This is a genomic window from Pseudohaliea sp. (genome assembly GCF_054552115.1).
This window is the reverse complement of sequence record NZ_JBTOLW010000038.1, coordinates 1-18214: the sequence shown is the minus strand read 5'-3', so window position 1 is coordinate 18214 and position 18214 is coordinate 1. Positions and strand designations below refer to the sequence as shown.

The 18214-nt window shown below is 70.9% G+C and carries 17 protein-coding genes; 14 read left to right on the top strand and 3 right to left on the bottom strand.

Annotation, left to right across the window (positions count from 1 at the left end):
- Positions 1 to 268: 268 nt before the first annotated feature.
- A complete protein-coding gene (locus ACX93N_RS14850) occupies positions 269 to 1288 on the bottom strand; it encodes a hypothetical protein (protein WP_459429227.1) in 1020 nt (339 codons plus the stop codon).
- Between ACX93N_RS14850 and asd the strand changes: the two genes are divergently transcribed.
- Positions 1287 to 2138, top strand: coding sequence for an archaetidylserine decarboxylase (gene asd, locus ACX93N_RS14845; RefSeq protein WP_459429226.1), 852 nt, complete (start codon positions 1287 to 1289; stop codon positions 2136 to 2138). The genes ACX93N_RS14850 and asd overlap by 2 nt on opposite strands.
- Before the next feature lie 45 nt (positions 2139 to 2183).
- On the opposite strand, the gene rsgA is transcribed toward asd, so the two are convergent.
- Positions 2184 to 3179, bottom strand: a complete 996-nt coding sequence (gene rsgA / locus ACX93N_RS14840; protein ID WP_459429225.1) for a small ribosomal subunit biogenesis GTPase RsgA — start codon at positions 3177 to 3179, stop codon at positions 2184 to 2186.
- Between the two features lie 185 nt (positions 3180 to 3364).
- Here rsgA and orn point away from each other — a divergent pair, with 185 nt between their 5' ends.
- Positions 3365 to 3916, top strand: a complete 552-nt coding sequence (orn, locus tag ACX93N_RS14835) for an oligoribonuclease (RefSeq protein WP_459429224.1) — start codon at positions 3365 to 3367, stop codon at positions 3914 to 3916.
- 101 nt (positions 3917 to 4017) lie between these two features.
- On the opposite strand, the gene queG is transcribed toward orn, so the two are convergent.
- Positions 4018 to 5088, bottom strand: coding sequence for a tRNA epoxyqueuosine(34) reductase QueG (gene queG, locus ACX93N_RS14830; RefSeq protein ID WP_459429223.1), 1071 nt, complete (start codon positions 5086 to 5088; stop codon positions 4018 to 4020).
- Positions 5089 to 5200: 112 nt separating this feature from the next.
- Between queG and ACX93N_RS14825 the strand changes: the two genes are divergently transcribed.
- From ACX93N_RS14825 to ACX93N_RS14770, 12 genes are all read left to right on the top strand, one after another.
- Positions 5201 to 6691, top strand: coding sequence for an NAD(P)H-hydrate dehydratase (locus ACX93N_RS14825; RefSeq protein ID WP_459429222.1), 1491 nt, complete (start codon positions 5201 to 5203; stop codon positions 6689 to 6691).
- Positions 6691 to 7155, top strand: a complete 465-nt coding sequence (gene tsaE, locus ACX93N_RS14820) for a tRNA (adenosine(37)-N6)-threonylcarbamoyltransferase complex ATPase subunit type 1 TsaE (RefSeq protein WP_459429221.1) — start codon at positions 6691 to 6693, stop codon at positions 7153 to 7155. Before ACX93N_RS14825 ends, tsaE begins: the two co-directional genes overlap by 1 nt.
- The gene (locus ACX93N_RS14815; protein ID WP_459429220.1) at positions 7133 to 8530 is read left to right on the top strand and encodes an N-acetylmuramoyl-L-alanine amidase; all 1398 of its coding nucleotides are present in this window, start codon (positions 7133 to 7135) and stop codon (positions 8528 to 8530) included. The genes tsaE and ACX93N_RS14815 overlap by 23 nt, the downstream gene beginning before the upstream one ends.
- Positions 8531 to 8564: 34 nt before the next feature.
- Positions 8565 to 10385, top strand: a complete 1821-nt coding sequence (mutL, locus tag ACX93N_RS14810) for a DNA mismatch repair endonuclease MutL (protein ID WP_459429219.1) — start codon at positions 8565 to 8567, stop codon at positions 10383 to 10385.
- A gap of 4 nt (positions 10386 to 10389) precedes the next feature.
- A complete protein-coding gene (gene miaA / locus ACX93N_RS14805) occupies positions 10390 to 11361 on the top strand; it encodes a tRNA (adenosine(37)-N6)-dimethylallyltransferase MiaA (RefSeq protein ID WP_459429218.1) in 972 nt (323 codons plus the stop codon).
- 171 nt (positions 11362 to 11532) lie between these two features.
- Positions 11533 to 11787 (top strand): RNA chaperone Hfq, encoded by a 255-nt coding sequence (gene hfq / locus ACX93N_RS14800; RefSeq protein ID WP_459429217.1) that lies wholly within the window; start codon positions 11533 to 11535, stop codon positions 11785 to 11787.
- 44 nt (positions 11788 to 11831) lie between these two features.
- A complete protein-coding gene (gene hflX / locus ACX93N_RS14795; RefSeq protein WP_459429216.1) occupies positions 11832 to 13097 on the top strand; it encodes a ribosome rescue GTPase HflX in 1266 nt (421 codons plus the stop codon).
- A gap of 105 nt (positions 13098 to 13202) precedes the next feature.
- Positions 13203 to 14363, top strand: a complete 1161-nt coding sequence (gene hflK, locus ACX93N_RS14790; RefSeq protein ID WP_459429215.1) for an FtsH protease activity modulator HflK — start codon at positions 13203 to 13205, stop codon at positions 14361 to 14363.
- Position 14364: 1 nt separating this feature from the next.
- Positions 14365 to 15240 (top strand): protease modulator HflC, encoded by an 876-nt coding sequence (gene hflC / locus ACX93N_RS14785; RefSeq protein WP_459429214.1) that lies wholly within the window; start codon positions 14365 to 14367, stop codon positions 15238 to 15240.
- Positions 15241 to 15402: 162 nt separating this feature from the next.
- Complete coding sequence (locus ACX93N_RS14780; RefSeq protein WP_459429213.1) at positions 15403 to 15594, top strand: DUF2065 domain-containing protein; 192 nt, start codon at positions 15403 to 15405, stop codon at positions 15592 to 15594.
- Between the two features lie 21 nt (positions 15595 to 15615).
- Positions 15616 to 16818 (top strand): ATP phosphoribosyltransferase regulatory subunit, encoded by a 1203-nt coding sequence (locus ACX93N_RS14775; RefSeq protein WP_459429212.1) that lies wholly within the window; start codon positions 15616 to 15618, stop codon positions 16816 to 16818.
- Positions 16815 to 18107 carry an adenylosuccinate synthase gene (locus tag ACX93N_RS14770; protein ID WP_459429211.1) on the top strand — a complete coding sequence of 431 codons (1293 nt, stop codon included), beginning with the start codon at positions 16815 to 16817 and terminating at the stop codon, positions 18105 to 18107. Before ACX93N_RS14775 ends, ACX93N_RS14770 begins: the two co-directional genes overlap by 4 nt.
- The last annotated feature ends 107 nt before the right edge of the window (positions 18108 to 18214 follow it).

The following is an 18214-nucleotide window of genomic DNA, read 5'->3' as shown; positions in this document are numbered from 1 at the left end:
ACACCTCCGGTGCAGGCTCGATAGGGGGAGATCGGCAACAGCCTTGGTTGGGAATTTAATCCCAAATTCTGGGCTCGTCAAGAAATCTGGGAAAAATTTCCCGTAACTTGTTTAGAGAAGGGACAAAGGCCTGCGGCAGGGCACACTATGCCCGCACCCCGGGGTTGTTTCCCGGGACGGCCGCGGGGAGCGACCGGGAGTATTCCCCGGCAGCCGGGCCGGGAAGCTTGGAGGCGCGACCCCGCCTGGAGCGGTCGCGCTCAGGACACTAGGTTGCCGGGTCTTGAGCCGGCGGCCGGGCGAGATCGCGCTGCAGGGCGAACTCGAGGCGCAGGACGAGGCCCAGGACGCCCTTGCGGCGCACGTCGTCCGGTTGCAGGCGCCAGTTGTAGCTGGGCTCCACCTCCATGAAGAGGTAGGGCCGCCAGAGCTGGCGCCGGAGCACGAAGCCAAGGCGATAGTTGCGTACCTCGCTCTCCGGGTCGGTGACGCCGTCGACGGCGCCGAAGTACTCGACGGCAACAGGCCGGGAGGTGGCGGCGCGGTAGCGGCGGCGCATGGCGAGCCGGGAACGCCACTCGGCACCCTCCGTTTCCTCACCGTAGACGGCGCGCTGGGTCCAGCGCCAGATCGCGTTGTCGCCCTGGCGGTAGTTGATGTCGAACTGCGAGGTGGCGTAGAAGCCCTCGTCGCTCTCGTGCTGCAGGCGCTGGATGAAACGGTAGTTGAGGTCCTCCGCCCAGGGGCCCTGGTTGCGGTACTTCACGCCGGGCTTCAGGCCGCCGGTATTGGCGCTCAGGGTGAAGTCGAAGCGGCTGCGGCCCTTGTCGCTGACCCGGTACTGCAGCCCTACCTCCTCGTCGAGACGGTCGTCACCGGGGATCTCCGCGTCCTGCTCCTCGTCGGAGAACACGAGGTCCAGGCGCCGGGAGATGCGCGGCAGCTGAAGCTTGCCGCGAACTCGCGGCTTCGGGTCGTGGCCGTCGGCGCTGGTCCAGTTGTCGACCAGCTGCAGGCGCAGCAGGGATTCGGCCTGCTCGAGGTTGTAGTTGGAGTCGCCGAAGAACTGGTCCATCCACTGGGTCAGTGCCTCGGCCTGGTGGGTCACGTAGGCGTGCCCGGTGTCGACCCAGTTGCTGCTGGTGGCGTTAGGGTCCGGCGGTACGGGCGCAGTCCAGCCGACCAGCGACTCGTTGCTGTCCGCCGCCGCCCCGCCGGCGAGGGCGAGGAGCGCGGCAACGACCGGCGCGCTGACCGCTGCCGGCTTTGCCAGTACACTACGCGCCATGAACGCTCCCTTTCTCTGGCTGCAGCATAGCGTACCGCACCACGCACTGTCGCGATTCACCGGCCGGCTAGCTGACCTCGAGCGTCCGCGCTGGCTGAAGCACGCAGTCATCAGGGCTTTCGTGCGCCACTACGGCGTGGATCTCGCCGAGGCGGAGCGCCCGTTCCCGGAGGCCTACGGGAGCTTCAACGATTTCTTCACCCGCGCCCTGAAGCCCGGCACCCGTCCCCTTGCGGACGCGCCCGTGGTCAGCCCGGTGGACGGCGCCGTCAGCCAGGGCGGAGCCATTGACGGTGAACGCATCTTCCAGGCCAAGGGCCGTGCCTTCTCCCTCCCCGCGCTCCTCGGCGGCGATGAGCTGCGGGCGGCGAGCTACCGCGGCGGTGCCTTCGCCACCCTCTACCTGTCGCCGCGGGATTACCACCGGGTGCACATGCCCTGCGACGGGCGCCTCGCGGCCATGCGTTATGTACCCGGGCGCCTGTTCTCCGTGAATGCCGCGACCGCCGCGGGCGTGGATCGGCTCTTCGCCCGCAACGAGCGCCTGGTCTGCCATTTCGAGGGGCCGCTCGGGCCGTTCGCCATGGTCCTGGTGGGCGCCATGATCGTCGCCGGGATCGAGACGACCTGGGCGGGCCGGGTGGCGCCGCCGCCGCGGCGCAACACGCTCACGGACTACGCCGCGCCGCCGGCCCCCGTGTCCCTCACCCGGGGCGAAGAGATGGGCCGCTTCTGCCTGGGCTCCACGGTGATCCTGCTCTTCCCGGCAGGCACGATCCGCTGGGACGACGCCTGTAGGCCGGGCGCACGCGTACGCCTGGGCATGCCCCTGGCCCACCGCCTCCGCTAGCGGCGGGCGTCCGCCCGTCGGGGCGCGGGACCAGCGGCGCGCCGCCTAATCCTCGTCGACGATGTGCCGGTAGCTCGCGAGACGCTCGCTGCTTACCGCCCCCGCTTCAACCGCCTCGAGCAGTGCACAGCCGGGCTCGTTCCGGTGGCGGCAGTCGCGGAAGCGGCAGTGACCGAGGAAGGGCCGGAACTCACGGAAGCCCGCGGCGACCTCGTCCCGCGGCAGGTGGTCCAGGCCGAACTCGCGGATGCCCGGTGAATCGATCAGGTCGCCGCCCGCCGCCAGGTGGTGCAGCTCCGCGGTGGTGGTGGTATGCCTGCCCTTGCGGCCGGGGCCCGAGAGGTCGCCGGTGCGCCGGTCCAGGCCGGGCAGCAGCGCATTCACGAGGGAGGTCTTGCCGACCCCCGACTGGCCGACGAGCACGCTGGTGTGGCCGGATAGCGCCGCCCCCAGGGTGACAGACGCCGTTGCCCGGCTGGTCTCGATTACCCGGTACCCGAGCGCGTCGTAGGGGGCGAGCAGGGCCGCCATGGCTGCGGCCGCTTCCGCGTCCGCGAGCAGGTCTGCCTTGTTCACGACCAGCAGCGCGTCGGCACCCATGGCCTCCGTGGCCACCAGGTAGCGGTCGATGAGGTTCGCATGCGGTGCCGGCTCCGGCGCGATGACGACGGCGACCTGGTCGATGTTCGCGGCCACCGGGCGCGGCACGCCGCGCGCATCCGGGCGGGACAGCAGGGACCGCCGCGGCAGCCGCGCGACGACCACCCCCGTGGGTTCGCCGGCGCGGAACACGACCCGGTCACCGGTGACCAGCCCCTCGAGGTTGGCGCGCCGGTGACAGCGCAGGCCGCGGCCCGGGTCTGCGGCGGCCTCGACCTCGAGCTGGGTGCCGTAGTGCGCGATGACCACGCCCTCGGTCTCGGGCCCCAGGCCGCTCTCCTCGCCGGCGGCCTCTTCGCGACGCTGCGCCCGCCGGGCGCGCTCGGCCTGGATCTTCTCGATGCGCCAGGCCTGCTGGCGGGTCAGTCTGCGCTTGGTCATCGCCGGGATTATCGAGGTGCCGCGGGAGCGTGTCGAGCGCGCCTCGGGGAGCGACTGAGAGAAGTCTCCCGAACGCGCCCCGGAACGATGCGAACAACCACGGACTGGCCCTGCAACCGATCGATAGCCCTTTTTTCTTTCTGCGGGGTAGCTACACTCGTAACACGATAGCGGGGGAGAGCACCATGCGCGATGCGAGCCACCTGGTGTGGGTGGACATGGAGATGACCGGGCTGGACCCGGACCGGGACCGGGTGATCGAGATCGCCACGATCGTCACCGACAGTGACCTGAACACCCTTGCGGAGGGGCCGGTGCTCGCCATCCACCAGGACGAGGCGGTGCTCGCGGCCATGGACGAGTGGAACACCACCCACCATACGCGCTCCGGGCTGGTGGACCGGGTCCGCGCCAGTGTCATCGACGAGAGCGCGGCCGCGGAGCAGACCATCGACTTCCTGGGAGAGTGGGTGCCCGAGGGCGCCTCGCCCATGTGCGGCAATTCGATCTGCCAGGACCGGCGCTTCATGGCCCGGCACATGCCGGCGCTGGAGCGCTTCTTCCACTACCGCAACCTCGACGTTTCCGCGCTGAAAATCCTCGTCCAGCGCTGGCGACCGGACATCGCCGCCGCCGTCACCAAGAAGGGCGCCCACCTCGCCCTCGACGACATCCGCGATTCGATCGCGGAACTGCGCTACTACCGTGACAACTTCCTGCTCATCGACGGCGCCTGACCGCCCGCCGCGACTGACCCGGCATGGCCTCCGGCGCGGTGGTTGCCCGCCGCGCTTTCCGCAGTGCACATTCCGCAGTGCAGATTCCGCCGGGCGTCTCGCTACCGGGCGCCGTGCCGTCCCAGCGCCCACTCGACATGCTCCCGCACCAGCGGCGAAGGGTGGTCGCGCCGCGCCTGCAGGGCGCTGACGACCGTCGGTGAAGTGGGTGCATTGCCGAGGCCGACGGCGAGGTTGCGCAGCCAGCGCTCGTGGCCCACGCGCCGGATCGGCGAGCCCGCGGTGCGCTCCAGGAAGGTGGCCTCGTCCCAGGCGAACAGTTCCGCCAGCGCCGGCGCATCGAGCCCGTGCCGCGGCCGGAAGTCAGCCTCCGCCGTGGGCCGGGCGAACTTGTTCCAGGGGCAGACGAGCTGGCAGTCGTCGCAGCCGAAGACCCGGTTGCCCATGAGCGGGCGAAGGGCTTCCTCGATGGCGCCCTTGTGCTCGATCGTGAGATAGGAGATACAGCGCCGGGCATCGAGCTCGAAGGGGCCGGGGAAGGCGTTCGTGGGGCAGATGTCGAGGCAGGCGCGGCAGCTGCCGCAGTGCTTCTGTGTCCGGGGCGCATCCGCGGGCAGGGGCAGGTCCGTGTAGATCTCGCCGAGAAAGAACCACGATCCCGCCTGTTCATTGATGAGCATGGTGTTCTTGGCAATCCAGCCGAGGCCCGCCTTCTCGGCGATGGCCCGCTCCAGCACCGGTGCGGAGTCGACGAAGGCCCGGTAGCGGCCGCCGCCGGCCTCGTCCTCGATGCGCTTTGCGAGCCTCGCCAGGCGCCGGCGCAGGACCTTGTGGTAGTCGCGGCCGAGGGCATAGCGGGCGATGTAGGCGCGTTCGCCGTCGGCCAGGGTGGCGTCCGGGTCGTCCCCGGGTGGCAGGTAGTCCATGCGCACCGAGAGTACCCGGCAGGTGCCGGGCACCAGTTCCTCGGGGCGGCTGCGCCGTGTCCCGTGGGCGGCCATGAAGTCCATGCCGCCGTGGTAGCCGGCGTCCAGCCACTTCTGCAGGTAGCCTTCGTGCGCCGTGAGATCCACGTCGCTGATGCCCAGCTGCTGGAAGCCGAGCTCACGGGCCCAGCCGCGGATGCGTTCGGTCAGCGCGGCCGGGTTGTCGCTGGTGATGGTGGTGGTCACGGGTGCGCCTGCTGCGTGCGAACAGCCCTTCGGGGTACGGTATCATTCTGCCAGAAACAGAACTGCCGGAAAGTGACGCCCGCCGTGGGCGATGCACGCAAGCGGAGGACCCATGCCGGAAGCGGCAACCTTACTGTACAGCGCTACGCAGACGCGGGCGCTCGATGCGGCCGCCATCGAGCACGGTGGGCTGCGCGGTATGACGCTCATGGCCCGCGCGGCGGAGGCGGCCTTCGCGCGCCTGTGCCGGCGCTGGCCGGCGCCCGCGGCCATCGCCGTGGTCTGTGGTGGCGGCAACAACGGCGGGGACGGCTACCTGGTGGCGGCCCTCGCCCACAAGCGCGGCCTGCCGGTGACTGTCTTCACCGTCGGGGATCCCGGCCGGCTGAGCGGGGACGCCGCCGCGGCGCGGCGGCACGCCCTGGACGAGGGGGTTGCCGCAGAGCCCTGGACGGCGGGTTGCCTGCCGGCGGGCTCCGGCGCCGTCATCGTCGATGCCCTCCTCGGAACGGGCCTCGGTGGCCCCGTTCGCCCCGATGCCGCCAGCGTCATCGACGCCATCAACGAGAGCGGCCTGCCGGTACTGGCGGTGGACATTCCCTCCGGGCTCTGCGCCGACACGGGGCGGGTCCTCGGCACGGCGGTACGGGCGACGGCGACCGTGACCTTCATCGGCCGCAAGCGCGGCCTCTATACCGCGGACGGCCCTGCCCTGGCCGGCGACCTGGATTTCGACGACCTTGCGGTGCCGGCGGAAAGCTTCGCCGCCGTGCCGGGTGCCGAGGCGTGGGAACTCCTGTCCCTGGCGGTGGAGCGCGAGGCCCTCGCCCCGCGGCCGCCGCAGGCGCACAAGGGGCATTTTGGCAACGTCCTGGTGATCGGCGGCGATCACGGCATGGGGGGCGCCGCGCTGCTCGCCGCCGAGGCGGCGCTGCGGGCAGGTTCGGGCCTCGTGCGTGTGGCGACCCGCGGCGAGCATGTGCCGGCTTTCCTGGCCCGGCTGCCGGAGGCGATGGTGCGCGCAGTGCCGGATGTGCACGAGCTCGAGCCGCTGCTCGCGGCTAGTGACCTGCTGGTGCTGGGCCCGGGCCTCGGCCGCGGCCCCTGGAGCGAGCAGCTGTTCGCCCGCGCGCGGGCCGCCGGGCTGCCGGCGGTGATCGATGCCGACGGCCTAGCGCTCCTTGCCGCCGGCGATGCGCCCTGGCCCGCGCCCGCCGTGCTCACGCCACACCCCGGGGAGGCCGGCCGGCTCCTCGGCAGCGACAGCAGGGCGGTGCAGGCGGATCGCTTCGCCAGTGCGCGAGCGCTTGCCGGGCGCTATGCCGCGACGGTCGTGCTCAAGGGCAACGGCAGCCTGGTGGTGGCCGGGGACGGGAGCGCCGGCCTCTGCGCCGCCGGCAACCCGGGCATGGCCACGGGGGGCATGGGCGATGTGCTCGCCGGGCTCACCGGCGGCCTCCTGGCCCAGGGCCTGTCGCCGGGCCACGCTGCCCGCCTTGCCGTCTCGGCGCACGCGGCCGCCGCTGACCTCGCCGCCGCGGATGGCCAGCGCGGCCTCCTCCCCTCGGACCTGTTTGTGCCGCTCCGGCGCCTGCTCGGCTGATGGGTGCGCTCGCCCTGACGCTGCCCGACGAGGCGGCGACGGTCGCCCTCGGGGAGCGGCTCGCGCGGGTGCTGGTGCCGGGGCTGCTGATCACGCTGAGCGGCGATCTCGGCGCGGGCAAGACGACCCTGTCCCGGGGTATCGTCCAGGGCCTTGGCCACCGCGGCGCGGTGAAGAGCCCGACCTATACGCTGGTCGAACCCTATGAGCACACCCGCATTCCCGTCTACCACTTCGACCTCTACCGCCTGGGTGACCCGGAAGAACTCGAGCTGCTGGGTTTTCGCGACTATCTCGCGGGGGATTGCCTGTGCCTGGTGGAGTGGCCGGAGCGCGGCGGCGGCTTTTTGCCCGTCGCTGACTTAGCGATTACCATGGCGGCGCGAGGCGATGGCCGCAGGGTCACGCTGGAGGCGGCAACCCCGGTAGCAGGAGATGTGCTTGCAGCAATCGATGACGGCTGAGCACCGCCAGCGCTTCGGCCGCCGCTGTGCCGTGGTCCATTTCCCTGCCGACGGCGCCGCTGCCGCCGGCTACCTCGTAGCCCTGCTTGCCGCATTCGCCACCGCGCTCCTGGCCGCAGCCGCGGCCGGTGCCGCGACGGTGCAGGACGTCCGCCTCTGGCGCGCCCCGGACCACACGCGGATCGTGCTCGACCTCGACGCCCCGGCCGAACACCGGGTCATTGTCCTGGACAGCCCGCGCCGGGTCGTGCTCGATGTCACGGACGCGGTGCTGCGGGCCGGTGTCGACGGGTTGCCGCTGGCGGATACGCCGATCGAGCGGGTGCGCGCCGGTGTGCGCGAGGGCGACGACCTGCGCCTGGTCTTCGACATGCGGGCGATGGTCACGCCGCGCAGCTTTGCCCTCCGCGCCAACGCGCAGGCCGGTGACCGGGTCGTCCTCGACCTCTACGACGAGGTCCCGGCGGCGGATACGCCGCGCAAGGTTGCGCGCTCGGACAGCCGCCGCGACGTGGTTGTGGCCATCGACGCGGGCCATGGCGGCGAGGACCCGGGGGCCCTCGGCCCGGGGCGCCTGCGCGAGAAGGATGTGGTGCTCGCCATCGCCCGGGAGCTGCACGGCCACTTCGAGCGCGAGCCCGGCTTCAGCCCTGTGCTGGTACGCAGCGGTGATTACTACGTCAGCCTCCGCGGCCGCAGGGACCTCGCGCGCAAGCGCCAGGCCGACCTGTTCGTCTCGATCCACGCCGACGCCTTCACCCGCCAGGAGGCCAACGGCGCGTCTGTTTATGCCCTGTCCACCCGCGGCGCGACCAGCACCACCGCCCGCTATCTTGCCGAGAAGGAGAACGCCGCCGACCTTATCGGCGGTGTGCGACTTGCCGACAAGGACGAGATGCTCGCCGAGGTGCTCGCGGACCTGTCCATGACTTCGACGCTCGACGCGAGCCTGAACATGGGCGCGAGCGTGCTCGGCGAGATGGACAGCGTGGCCCGGCTGCACAAGCGCCAGGTGGAACAGGCGGCCTTCGCCGTACTGAAGTCGCCGGACATCCCGTCGATCCTCGTCGAGACAGGGTTCATCTCGAACCCCGCCGAGGCGCGCAAACTCGCCACCGCCAGCTATCGCCGGCAGATGGCGGCGGCGATCTTCCGCGGCCTGCGCCGCTGGTGGCGGGACCACCCGCCGCCGGGCACGCTGCTGGCGTGGCACAAGGAGAATGGCATCGGCCGCCAGTACACGATCGCCCGCGGGGATACGCTCTCCGGCATCGCCCAGCGTTTCAATGTCTCGGTGGCGGACCTGAAGAGTTACAACGGCCTGCGCGGCGACCGCATCATGGTCGGCAACACCCTGAAGATTCCCGGCAGCTGATGGCAGTGGCAAGGGACGAGGGGGGAGACGCCGCGTGGGACTGATTCATCGCCTGTCGCCGCGGCTGGCGAACCAGATTGCCGCCGGGGAGGTCGTCGAGCGGCCGGCCTCGGTGGTCAAGGAACTGCTCGAGAACGCCCTCGATGCCGGCGCGGACCGGCTCGAGATCGAGATCGAGGGCGCCGGCTCGCGGCTCATCCGCATCCGCGACAATGGCTGCGGCATCAGCGCCGATGATCTGCCCCTGGCCCTTGCCCGGCACGCCACCAGCAAGATCGACAGCCTCGATGACCTCGAGGCCGTGCGCACCCTCGGCTTCCGCGGCGAGGCCCTGGCGAGTATCGGCTCCGTCTCGCGGCTCAGCATCACCAGCAACGATTCCGGCGAGGGCCCCGGCCACCGGGCCGCCAGCGAGGGCCGGGACCAGGCCGTCACCGTGACCCCGGCGCCCCACCCGCGCGGCACGACCGTCGAGGTGCGCGACCTGTTCTTCAACACGCCGGCCCGGCGCAAGTTCCTGCGTACGGACAAGACCGAGTTCGGCCATCTCGAGGAGGTGGTCAAGCGCCTCGCCCTCGCCCGCTTCGACGTGGCCTTCGAGCTGCGCCACAACGGCCGCTCCATACAGCGCCTGCGGCCCGCGGGCACAGAGGCGGAGCAGGGCAGACGCGTAGCCGCGGTCTGTGGTCCCGCGTTCCTCGAGCAGTCCCTGCCGCTCTCGCGGGAGGCGCCGGGCCTGCGTCTCGCAGGCTGGATCGGCCTGCCCACCTTCTCCCGCAGCCAGGCGGACCTGCAGTACTTCTTCGTCAATGGACGCATCGTCCGCGACAAGGTCGTGGCCCACGCCGTGCGCCAGGCCTACCGGGACGTGCTCTACCACGGCCGCCATCCGGCGTACCTCCTGTACCTGGAGGTGGATCCGGCGCAGGTTGACGTGAACGTGCATCCGACGAAGCACGAGGTGCGTTTCCGCGAGTCACGCGCCGTGCACAGCCTCATTTTCGGCACGCTGCACCGGGCACTGGCGGAGCTGCGCCCCGGGGACGGACCGGCAGCACTGGCCGCGGCGGAACTGGCCGGGGAGCCGGCGCCGGCCCCGTCGCAGGGCGGCCTCGGCCTTGCCGGCGCGGCGGCGCCGGCCGGGCCCGCGCCCGGCTCCCGGGTGCCGCCGCCCCTCGCCGACCGCGGTCCGGCCCCGGCGGCCGCGTTCGAGAGCTACGGCCGTCTCTATGGCGCGGGAGAGGCAGTCGCCGAAGCCCGGGACGACGACGTTCCGCCCCTCGGTTACGCCATCGCCCAGCTCAAGGGTGTGTACGTGCTCGCCGAGAACGCCGAGGGGCTGGTGCTGGTCGACATGCACGCCGCCCACGAGCGCATCACCTACGAGCGGCTCAAGCGCGCCAGAGACAGCGAGGGCATCCGCAGCCAGCCGCTGCTGGTGCCCGAGGCCGTGGCCGTGAGCGCCCGGGAAGCGGCGCTGGCCGAGACGCACGGGGACTGGTTCGCCAGCCTCGGTTTCACCGTGGAGCGGGCCGGTGAGGAATCGCTGCTGGTGCGCGAGGTGCCGGTGAGCCTGCGTGACGCCGATGTGCCGCAGCTCCTGCGCGATGTGCTCGCGGACCTCGGTGAGCACGGCAGCTCCGAGCGCATCGCGGCCCGTGAGGACGAGCTTCTGTCCACCATGGCCTGTCACGGTTCCGTTCGGGCCAATCGGCGGCTGACGATCCCGGAGATGAACGCGCTGCTCCGGGACATGGAGGCGACGGAGCGCTCCGGGCAGTGCAACCACGGCCGCCCGACCTGGACCCGGCTCACCCTGGCGGAGCTCGATCGCCTGTTCCTGCGCGGTCGGTAGCTCCATGTCCGAAAAGCCCCCGGTGCTGTGCATCCTCGGGCCCACGGCGTCGGGCAAGACGGCCCTCGCCGAGGCGGTGGTCGACGCCCTGCCCGGGGAGCTGGTGAGCGTCGATTCCACCCTGGTCTACCGGGGGCTGGATATCGGCGCGGCGCGCCCGGCAACCCCGCACCACCTTCTGGACCTCCGCGACCCGGCCGAGCCCTATTCCGCCGCCGCGTTCCTGGAGAATCTCGCGGCATTGCTGCCGGCGATCGCTGCCCGCGGCCGGGTGCCGGTGCTGGTCGGGGGCACGATGCTCTACTTCCGCGCCTTCCTCGAGGGGCTGTCGCCGATGCCGCCGGCGGACCCGGCGGTGCGCGACGCCATCGCCGCCGAGGCGGCGGAACGCGGCTGGCCCGCGCTGCACGGGGAACTGGCGGCGGTGGACCCGGTGAGCGCGGCGCGCATCCACCCCAACCACTCCCGGCGCCTGGCGCGGGCCCTCGAGGTCTACCGCGCCAGCGGCCGGTCCCTGTCGGCCTGGCACGGCACCGCCGGCGAGCCGCTGGCCGCCGGCTACCGGGTACTGCAGGTGGCACTCTGCCCGGCAGACCGGGCGGTGCTGCATGCGCGGATCGCGGCGCGCTTCGATGCCATGCTCGCGGCGGGTTTCCTGGAGGAGGTGGCGGCACTCCGCGCCCGGGGCGACCTCGACCCGGCGCTGCCGGCGTTGCGCAGTGTCGGCTACCGGCAGCTCTGGGCTCACCTCGCGGGGGAGACGGCGCTCGCCACGGCCCGCGAGCGCGCCATCGCCGCCACCCGGCAGCTGGCCAAGCGGCAGCTCACCTGGCTGCGCAAGTGGCCGGGCCTTTACTGGCTGCTCACGGACGCCGGTGGCCGGGTGGTGGAGCACACGCTGCCGGAGCCCCGCCTGCCGGCCACCGGCAATCCGGCCGATCTGCTCTTGAACTATCTCGCGTATCACCCCATATAGTAGAATCGAACGCGGGAACGTTTGCTGTTACCGGCAGTCACACGGGTCCCCGGGGCCTCGCGGGGCGCTCGCAAGGGCGGGTGCGCAGCGCGGCCCCTTCGGTTTTTTTTGGCCCGGTTGGGGCCCACACAGCCGGCTCCCTGCGGAGCCCATGAAATGGAGAGAAGCGTCATGTCAAAAGGGCACACGCTACAAGACCCTTACCTGAATATCCTGCGCAAGGAACGGGTACCGGTATCAATCTACCTGGTCAACGGCATCAAGCTGCAGGGCCAGATCGAGTCCTTCGACCAGTTCGTCGTCCTGCTCAAGAACACCGTGAGCCAGATGGTCTACAAGCACGCCATCTCGACGGTGGTTCCCGGGCGCGTGGTGCGCATGCCCATGCAGAATCCCCCCGAGGACAATGGCAACGGTCAGGAGTGAACGCGGCGCCGGCCCCCGCCGGCGCACGATGAGGGAACGCCCCATTGTTCTTTGACCGGCCTGCCTCCGGCGAGGTCGCTGTGCTCGTGCACATGGAAATGGGGCGCGAGCGCGAGGCCGACGACCCCCGGGAGTTCGAGGAGCTCGTGCTCTCGGCGGGCGGTGACCCGGTGGCCTACATCATGGGCCGGCGCGATGCCCCGCATCCCGGCACCTTCGTCGGCGCCGGCAAGCTGGAGGAGATCGCCGCGGCCGTGCGCGAGCACGACGCCCGGGTAGTGATCTTCAACCACACGCTCAGCCCGAGCCAGGAGCGCAACCTCGAGCGCGCACTGAAGTGCCGGGTACTCGATCGCACGGGTCTCATTCTCGACATCTTCGCCCAGCGCGCCCGCACCCACGAGGGCAAGCTGCAGGTGGAGCTGGCGCAGCTGCGGCACGTGAGCACGCGGCTGGTCCGCGGCTGGACCCACCTGGAGCGGCAGAAGGGCGGTATCGGCCTGCGCGGCCCGGGTGAGACGCAGCTGGAGACGGACCGGCGGCTGCTGCGCGCGCGCATCAAGTCCATCGTTGCCCGCCTCGAGAAGGTGCGGCGCCAGCGCGAGCAGGGGCGCCGCTCGCGCCGCCGCGCGGAGGTGCCGACGGTGGCGCTCGTGGGTTACACCAACGCCGGCAAGTCGACGCTGTTCAACGGGCTGACCACCGCCGGTGTCTACGCGGCGGACCAGCTCTTCGCGACCCTGGACCCGACGCTGCGCCGGCTGGAGCTGCCCGAAGCGGGCCCGGTGATCCTCGCCGACACCGTCGGCTTCATTTCCCACCTGCCGCACCGGCTCGTGGAGGCCTTCAAGGCCACCCTGGAGGAAACGCGCAACGCCGACCTGCTCCTGCACGTGGTCGACGCGGCGAGCGAAGACCGTGCCGAGCACGCGCTGCAGGTGCGCGAGGTGCTGCGGGAGATCGGCGCCGAGGACGTGCCGCAGCTCGAGGTGTACAACAAGATCGACCTGCTGGAGACCGCGCCGCGCATTGACCGCGATGACCAGGGCCGCCCCGTCCGCGCCTGGGTGAGCGCGCGGGACGGCAGCGGCCTCGACGCGCTGCTCGCTGCCATCGGCGAGCTGGTGGGCGACGACATGGTAGCCCGCGAGCTGGTGCTCGCCCCGGAGCAGGGGCGCTTCCGCGCGGCGCTCTACCGTCTCGGTGCCGTGCGCGACGAGCATTACGCCAGCGATGGCGCCGCCCACGTCTCCGTGCGCCTGCCGCGGGCGGACTGGGAAAGGCTGGTGGCGAGTGAGGGCGCGCCCTGAGCCGGTGCCGGCAGGAGGTAGCGCCGGGTAATTGCGGTGCCGGGCAGTAATGGGGCACCCTCCCTTTTTGCTAGAATGATTCGCTTTAACGATCAGGAGATGGCTATGGCCTGGAACGAGCCGGGTGGCGGCAACAAACCGAACGACCCGTGGGGCGGCGGCGACCAGGGGCCGCCGGACCTCGATGAGGCCCTGCGCAAGCTGCAGCAGCGCCTCGGTGGCCTGTTCGGCGGGCGCCGCGGTGGATCCGGCGGTGGTGGCGGGGGCGGCAGCCTCTCCGGCGCCATGCTCGGGCTGCTGGCCGCGGGCCTCTTCGTCGTCTGGGCCCTGATGGGCTTCTACCAGGTCGATGAGCAGGAGCGGGCCGTGGTGCTGCGCTTCGGCAGCTACCAGAGCACGGCCATGCCGGGTCTGCACTGGAACCCGCCGCTCATCGACGAGGTCATCAAGGTCAATACGACCAAGGTGCGCTCGAAGAGCTTCCGCGAGGTGATGCTCACCCAGGACGAGAACATCGTCGAGGTGCGCACCTCCGTGCAGTATGTGGTCGACGACGTGAAGAGCTACGTGCTCGAGGTCCGGGCCCCGGAGAATTCCCTCGAGCAGGCCGCACAGAGTGCCCTGCGCCACGTGGTCGGCGGTATGACCATGGACCTCGTGCTCACCGAGGGCCGGGCCCAGATCGCCCAGGACATGCGCGAGCGGCTGCAGGCCTACACCAGCGCCTACGGCACCGGCATCCGCATCAGCAAGGTCAACGTCGATGAGTCGAAGCCGCCGAGCCAGGTGCAGGCGGCCTTCGACGACGTGATCAAGGCGCGCGAGGATGAGGAGCGGGTCAAGAACGAGGCCCAGTCCTATGCCAACGGCATCGTCCCCGAGGCCCGCGGCCGCGCCCAGCGCATGATCGAGGAGGCCTCGGCCTACCGCGACCAGGTGGTCGCCCGCGCCGAGGGTGAGGCGGAGCGCTTCCGCCAGCTCCTCGCGGAGTACCGCAAGGCGCCGGAGGTCACGCGCGAGCGCCTCTACATCGACGCCATGCAGGGCGTTCTCGGCAAGACCAACAAGGTGATGGTCGACGTCGAGGGCGGCAATAATGTCATGTACCTGCCGCTCGACAAGATGGCCGAGCGCGCCGCCAGCACGCCGCGGGGCCGGGAGATCTCCCTGGACAGCGCCACGATCCGGGAGCTCACCGATGCGGTGACCGAGCAGCTGCGCCGCGATGCCGCCGCGCAGCAGAACCGTCGCGGAGGAGGACGCTAAGATGTCTGGACGCAACCTAACGCTGACGCTGCTGGCGGTCGTCGCACTGTTCATCGCCAGCAATTCACTGTTCATCATCAAGGAAACGGAGCGCGGTGTGATGCTGCGCTTCGGTGAAGTGGTCACTGCCGACCTGAAGCCGGGCCTGCACGTGAAGATTCCTTTCGTGAACAACGTGCGCAAGTTCGACGGCCGGGTTCTCACCGTGGACTCGCAGCCTGAGCGCTTCTTCACCCAGGAGCAGAAGGCGCTGATCGTCGACTCCTACGCCAAGTACCGCGTCGATGACACGGCCAAGTTCTACACCGCGACCAACGGTGAAGAGTCCCGGGCCTCCGGCCTGCTGGCGCAGCGCATCAACGACGGCCTGCGCAACCAGGTCGCCGCCCGCACCATCCAGGAGGTGGTTTCCGGGGAGCGCGACGAGCTCATGGAGATCATCACCCGGGACCTTGACCAGGTAGCCCGGACGGAGCTCGGCGTCGAGGTCATTGACGTGCGCGTCAAGCAGATCGACCTGCCGCCGGATGTCTCCGAGTCTGTCTATCGGCGCATGAATGCGGAGCGGGAGAAGGAAGCCCGCGAGCACCGCGCCCAGGGCAAGGAGCTCGCCGAGGGTATTCGCGCCGCCGCGGACCGCGAGGTGACGGTGATCGAGGCCAACGCCTTCCGCGAGTCGGAAGAGATCCGCGGTGAGGGGGATGCCCGCGCTACCGCGATCTATGCCAACGCCTTCGGCCAGGATCCGGAGTTCTACAGCTTCACCCGCAGCCTCCGGGCCTACGGCGAAGCCTTCCAGTCGCAGGGTGACATCATGCTCCTGCAGCCGGACAGCGAGTTCTTCCGCTACCTGAAGGACGCCGGCGCCACCAACTGACGCGCCGCCGGTCGACCCGGCCCGGCCCGCGGCGACAGGGCCGCGCCCTGTGGTACCATGCAGCAACCGTGAGGATCGGCGCAGCGGCAGCTCGCGCGGGTCCCGCGGTTTTTTGTTGGCCCCCAACCGGTGGCCGCTGATGGCGGCCCTTGACGGAGCCCTATGGATTTCTGGCAGGTCTTCCCGGTCGCGGTGGCCCTCGTGCTGGTGCTCGAGGGCGTTCTGCCGTTCCTGTCGCCGGCGCGCTGGCGGCGCATGGTCGTGCTCGTGGCGCAGCTGGATGACAGGACGATCCGCCGCTTCGGCCTCGGCAGTATGCTCGTGGGCCTGGGCCTTCTCTACCTGGTGAACTGAGCTGGTACCGTGAAACAGACCATGGATACGGTAGATCGCTGGCAGCTGCCCGACGGCGTCGATGAACTCCTGCCGGCGCGCGCGGCGCGGCTGGAAGCCCTGCGTCGCCGGGTGCTCGATCTCTACGCGAGCTGGGGCTATCGCCTCGTGGTGCCGCCACTGGTGGAGTTCACCGAGTCCCTCCTCGAGGGCGTGGGCGCCGACCTCGACATCCTCACCTTCAAGGTCCCGGACCAGCCCAGCGGCCGCACCCTCGGCATCCGCGCCGATATCACGCCGCAGGTCGCGCGTATCGACGCCCATGCGCTGGCCGACGACGGTGTCAGCCGCCTCTGCTACGCCGGCTCCACACTGCACGCCCGCCAGAAGACGCCGCTCGCCTCCCGCGCACCGGTGCAGGCCGGGGCGGAGCTCTTCGGGGCCGCTACCCTGGCCGCCGATGTGGAAATCATCAACCTGATGCTGGCGACGCTGGGCGCTGCCGGCCTCGACGGGGCGGTGACCCTCGACCTCGGCCACGGCGATGTCTGCGGTGCGCTGCTGGCTCAGCTGGCGCTGCCGCCGGTGGTGGAGGCGGCCGTTTTCGACGCGCTGCAGCGCAAGTCCCGCCCGGACCTGGAAGCCGTCCTGGCTGACGCCGACGCCCGGGCCCGGGACGCGCTGCTGGCGCTTTCCGGCCTGCATGGCGATGCCACGGTCCTCGACCGCGCGGCGGCCGAGCTGGCGCCGCTGGCGCCGGCGGTGGGCGATGCACTGGAAACGCTGCGCGCGGTGGCGGCACAGGTCACCGCCCACCACCCCGGTGTCGATGTCTACTTCGACCTCGCGGAGCTGCGCGGCTACCACTACCACACGGGCATCGTGTTCGCCGCCTACCTGCCCGGCCACGGCGAGGCCGTGGCCAACGGCGGGCGCTACGACAACGTCGGCCGGGCCTACGGCCGCGCCCGGCCGGCCACCGGCTTTGCCACGGACCTCAAGACCCTGGTGCAGCTGCAGGCGGCGCGCACGGGTAACGGCGGAGAGCCCGCCGGTGCCGTCGCCGCGCCGGCCGGGGATGACCCCGCGCTGCTGGCGGCCATCAATGAGCTGCGCGCCGCCGGCGAGGTGGTGATCGTGTCCCTCGCCGGCGAAACGGACCCGCGCTGTGACCGGGAACTGGCCGCCAGTGGCGGCAGCTGGGCGGTGCGTCCGCGCCGCGGCAAAACGAGACAGGAACCATGAGAAAGAACATCGTCGTCCTCGGCACCCAGTGGGGTGACGAGGGCAAGGGCAAGATCGTCGACCTGCTTACGGACCGGGCCGATGCCGTTGTCCGCTTCCAGGGCGGGCACAACGCGGGCCACACGCTGGTCTGCGATGGCCAGAAGACGGTGCTGCACCTGATTCCCTCCGGCGTGCTGCGCGCGGACGTGCAGTGCCTCATCGGTAACGGCGTGGTGCTCGCGCCGGACGCGCTGCTCACGGAGCTGCGCGAGCTCGAGGAACGCGACGTGCCGGTGCGCGAGCGCCTGCGCCTGTCTCCGGCCTGCCCGCTGATCCTTCCCTACCACGTGGAACTCGACAAGGCGCGCGAGCTGCGCCGCGGTGATGCCAAGATCGGCACCACCGGCCGCGGCATCGGCCCGGCCTACGAGGACAAGGTTGCCCGCCGCGGCCTGCGCCTCGGCGACCTCGCGCAGCCGGAGCGGTTCCGGCGCCGCCTGGAGGAGGTGCTCGAGTACCATAATTTCCAGCTGGAGCACTTCTACCACGTGGCGCCGCTGGACGTGAACGCGGTGGCGGATGCAGCCCTCGCCCAGGGCGAGGAGCTGCTGCCGATGATGGCCGACGTTACCGCGCTGCTCCACGAGCTGCGCCGCAAGGGTGCGCCGATTCTCTTCGAGGGGGCGCAGGGTTCGCTGCTCGACATCGACCACGGCACCTATCCCTTCGTCACCAGTTCGAACACCACCGCCGGCGGCACGGCGACCGGCTCCGGCGTCGGGCCCCTGTACCTCGACTACGTGCTCGGCATTACCAAGGCCTACACGACCCGCGTCGGCTCGGGGCCGTTCCCGACGGAGCTCTTCGATGACACCGGCGCTCACCTCGCCGCCCGTGGCCATGAGTTCGGCGCCACCACGGGCCGCCCGCGGCGCTGCGGCTGGTTCGATGCCGTGGCCCTGCGCAACGCCGTGGCGATCAACTCGGTGAGCGGGCTCTGCCTGACCAAGCTCGACGTGCTCGACGGGCTGGAGTCGATCCAGCTCTGCGTCGGCTACGCCGACGCCGAAGGCAACCCGGTGCCGAGCCCCATCGATTCCGACGACTACGCGGGCCTGGTCCCGGTCTACGAGACGGTGCCCGGCTGGCAGGAAAGCACCCTCGGTGCCCGCAGCCTCGACGATCTGCCGCAGGCCGCGCGGGACTATATCGCCCGCATCGAGGCCGTGGTCGGCGCGCCCATCGACATCATCTCCACGGGCCCGGATCGGGTCGAGACGATTATCCTGCGGCATCCTTTCGACTGAACCGGGTTTGGGCGGACTTCGTAGCCCGGCGTCGGGGGGGGGAGGGGGGTGGAAAGCACAAGGGGAGCAGAAGGTCAGGACCCCTCCCCCCCACCCACCCCTTCCTT